Consider the following 3,464-nt stretch of genomic DNA (forward strand, 5'->3'; position numbering starts at 1 on the left):
TGTTGTCGGAGGGCTCCGCCGTCTTGCTCTCGCGCCACGGCGCCTCCCAAGCTACGAGGCCTGAGTCTTTTGGCCTCGGTCGGACTTCCACCGACTGGACAATGTGCCCTTGACTGGACACGCCTACCCACCACCGATGGGCGCCACCTCGTCCTACCTCGCTACACACAACCCGACCCTGATCAGCGCTTCCTCTTGTCTCAGATGAGATTGGTACTACCTCAACAGTCACCCCCCAAGATCACCTCCAACGCCGCCCTCGTAGCCTAACCAAAACATGACCTTGTAGTGCTGGACCTTTGCGACCCCATGATCGCAAAATCAACAGGTTACTGGCTTTCTTGGCCCGAGTTGCGGAAGTCGGGTTAAGACGGGAGGATCCTACAACAGCCGACAGCCCTAGCATGCGGTAAGATCTGGCCGGGGGTTGACCGCATAGTGTCCCCGCAACACCAACTCACTGCATCAATGATTAGCTCGGTCTCCACGTCCTCCCCCTGCCAATAGAACTGCCGGCGTAGCGCGAAAATCAGTTTGTCACCCTCCTTTCTGTCCTTTCTGGTCAAGGCTCAGACCGCTTCGATCAAGCCAGTCGGCCACGCAGCGGAACCACCTCGGTGCCGTTCTTCAGCCCATCCAGACAATCCGCCCACGCCTGCATCATGCGTCGCCGCTCGGGCAGGTGCTCGGCGTAGTTGTAGGCCGCGCGTACCGCGTCGCGCTCGCTGTGGGCGAGCTGGCGCTCGATCGCGTCGCGGGGCCAGCCTTGCTCGTTCAAGAGCGTGGATGCCATCGACCGAAAGCCGTGCCCGGTCATCTCGTCCTTAGCGTACCCCATGCGTCGCAGGGCTGCGTTCATGGTCGTTTCTGACATCGAGCCACGGGAACACGTCCCTCTCCAGGCACCGGATGGTATTGTCGGCGTGCCCCAGCCCCCACCGTGGCGCATGCTTGGCGTATCACTCGAGCGCGCGACCGCCTCGAAGCTGTCCGCCTACTGCAGACGGGTTCAGGTTACAAACCCCTTGTTTTTAAACGCGGTTTTGGAGGTGTTGGATTCCCATGGATACCGATTTGGCAGAGGGTCCCGAAGCCGTACCGGCACGCGTTTCGGCCCCCATTGACCGGGTCTTTGCTCGAACACCCCGGCGCAGCGCGTACCGCAAGACGAACAGCGCCCGTCCGCGGAGAGGTTCCAGTCGGAGAGCACGTACCAGTCGCGCCCGACCAGCACCGCGCCGCAGGCGCTGCAATAAGTGCTGGCCCCCGCCGGGTCGTGCACGTTCCCGGTGTAGGCGTAACGCACCCCGTTCCCGAGCGCGATGCGTCGCGCGCGCGTCAAGGTCGTCGTCGGGGTGTGGGGCGTGTCCCGCATCTTCCAGTCCGGGTGAAACGCCGTGAAGTGCAGGGGCACCTCGGGGCCGAGATGCTCGACCACCCAGCGCGTCATGGCATCCAGTTCCTCATCGGTATCGTTCTCACCGGGGATCAACAGCGTCGTGATCTCGAACCAGACCTCGGTCTCGTGCTTGAGATAGCACAGGGTGTCTAGGACGGGCGTGAGACGGCCGCCGCAGACCTTGTGATAGAAACGCTCGGTGAAGCCCTTGAGGTCCACGTTGGCGGCGTCTATGTGGTGATAGAGCTCCCGGCGCGGCTCGGGGCAGATATAGCCCGCCGTCACGGCCACCGACTTGACCCCGCGCGCGCGGCAGGCGCGCGCCACGTCGATGGCATACTCCATAAAAATCACCGGATCGTTGTAGGTGTATGCCACGCTGCGGCAGCCGAGCCGCATGGCGGCCTCCGCGATAGCTTCCGGTGCGGCCTGGTCGGCCAGAGTATCGATCTCGCGGGATTTACTGATATCCCAGTTCTGACAGAACTTGCAGGCCAGGTTGCAGCCGGCCGTGCCGAAGGATAAGACCGGCGTCCCCGGCAGAAAATGATTGAGCGGCTTTTTCTCGATCGGGTCGATGCAGTAACCGCTGGAGCGCCCGTAGGTCGTCAACACGATCCGCCCCTCGCGCCGCGCGCGCACGAAGCACAAGCCTTCCTGCCCCTCGTGGAGCTTGCAGGCGCGCGGGCACACGTCGCACTGGACCCGGCCGTCCGGGAGCGCGTGCCAGTATCGGGTGGGCCAGAACGTCGTGGGCCTGTCGGCCATCGCCTGCGGCATATGCAGAGTCTAGCGCATGCTGCCCGCTTGCGCCGCCCTCCCTGAACATGAACCTAGCCTGATGTCCGGTCGGGCGCAGGTTGGACAGCAAGTGAATGGCTTCAGGCCGGCCCGCCAACGGCGAGGTTCTCGCGGATTTTTATTGCCTGATCTACGCCGCGGGTCGCCTGTTGATTCCGTAATTCCGAGGTCTGGATCGTCGATGTGCAGGGGCGGGCGGTGGAATGCTTCCGGTGCTTGCCGGTCGGCGCCGAGTTTACCCAATACGTTCGTGCCGAGCGCTCGCACAACAGCCGCTCGCTGTGCACCGAATACAGCACAGGCAACAACCAGGCTCGCAGCAGCCGCTCCAGAGCGATCGACGGCCTACCATCTACCGCGTACATCGCTTCAAACTCCCTCGTCAATGCCCAAAGCGCTTCATCCATCAACGCCAGAATTGGGCGCAACGGATGGCGAACATGACCGGGGCCGAGGTCTTCGCTCAGTATTCAGTGCCTTCAGACTGAGGGTGGGGCCCGATCATGGATCGCGGGCCACCCGGATCCCGACATCGTCATACCCCTCTGCTGCACCGAAGCGAAAGCGCTTGGTGGTGCGCAGAGAGCGCGTGGGTGTGCCGAAGCCCCCGCCTCGGGCCACCCGGTCCTCGCAGCGATCGGCCTCGCGGGGAGCGCCGTCGGCGCTGGCGCCCTCGTAGGCCGGAAAGTAGCAGTCCTGCACCCACTCGAGGACGTTACCGGCGCTGTCGAAGAGACCGTAGGGGTTGGCCTTGAACCGCCCGATGGCGCCCGGGGCGCGCGGTAGGTGATTCCCGCAGCCGTGGCAGTAGGCCTCATCGGCACCTACCTTGAAGCCCCACCAATAGGGCGTGGTCGTCCCCGCCGCGGCCGCGTATTCCCATTCCGCCTCGCTCGGCAGGCGGTAGGGCAGACCGGTCTCTCGGGACAGCCAGCGGGTAAAGGCGAGCGCGTCGTGCCAGCTCACCGAGACCACGGGATAGACATTCGGATCGGAAGGGCGGATCGGCGGCAGCCCGCGCCCGGTCTGTCGTGCGAAACGGCCGTACTCGGCATCGCTCACCTCGTAGCGACCGATGGCGAATCTATCGATCCGAACCGGGTGCTGAGGTCGCTCGTCTGGATCGGCCCCCGGGCGGGCGCTGCCCATGTCGTAGCTACCGGCCGGGACCCAGACCATCTCCGGGCCCTGGCCGCCGATTTTCAAGGGATCACGGAAAGAGGTGGGTTCGGCGATCTGGGGCTCAGGTTCCGCCTTCGGCCGC

The 3,464-nt window shown here is 64.3% G+C and carries 2 protein-coding genes and 2 pseudogenes; all 4 read right to left on the reverse strand.

Annotation, left to right across the window (positions count from 1 at the left end; all coding sequences use genetic code 11):
* Positions 1–583 precede the first annotated feature (583 nt).
* Positions 584–874: pseudogene (locus tag M3461_00915) on the reverse strand (tyrosine-type recombinase/integrase).
* Between the two features lie 135 nt (positions 875–1,009).
* Entirely contained in the window at positions 1,010–2,167 is a 1,158-nt protein-coding gene (gene amrS, locus M3461_00920) for an AmmeMemoRadiSam system radical SAM enzyme (GenBank protein MDQ3773041.1), read from the reverse strand.
* A 290-nt stretch (positions 2,168–2,457) separates the two neighbouring features.
* A pseudogene (locus M3461_00925) lies at positions 2,458–2,670 on the reverse strand (hypothetical protein).
* Between the two features lie 31 nt (positions 2,671–2,701).
* Positions 2,702–3,464: formylglycine-generating enzyme family protein (locus tag M3461_00930; protein ID MDQ3773042.1), on the reverse strand; the 763-nt coding region annotated here is incomplete at its 5' end.

Source organism: Pseudomonadota bacterium (assembly GCA_030860485.1).
In the GTDB taxonomy this organism is placed as follows: domain Bacteria; phylum Pseudomonadota; class Gammaproteobacteria; order JACCXJ01; family JACCXJ01; genus JACCXJ01.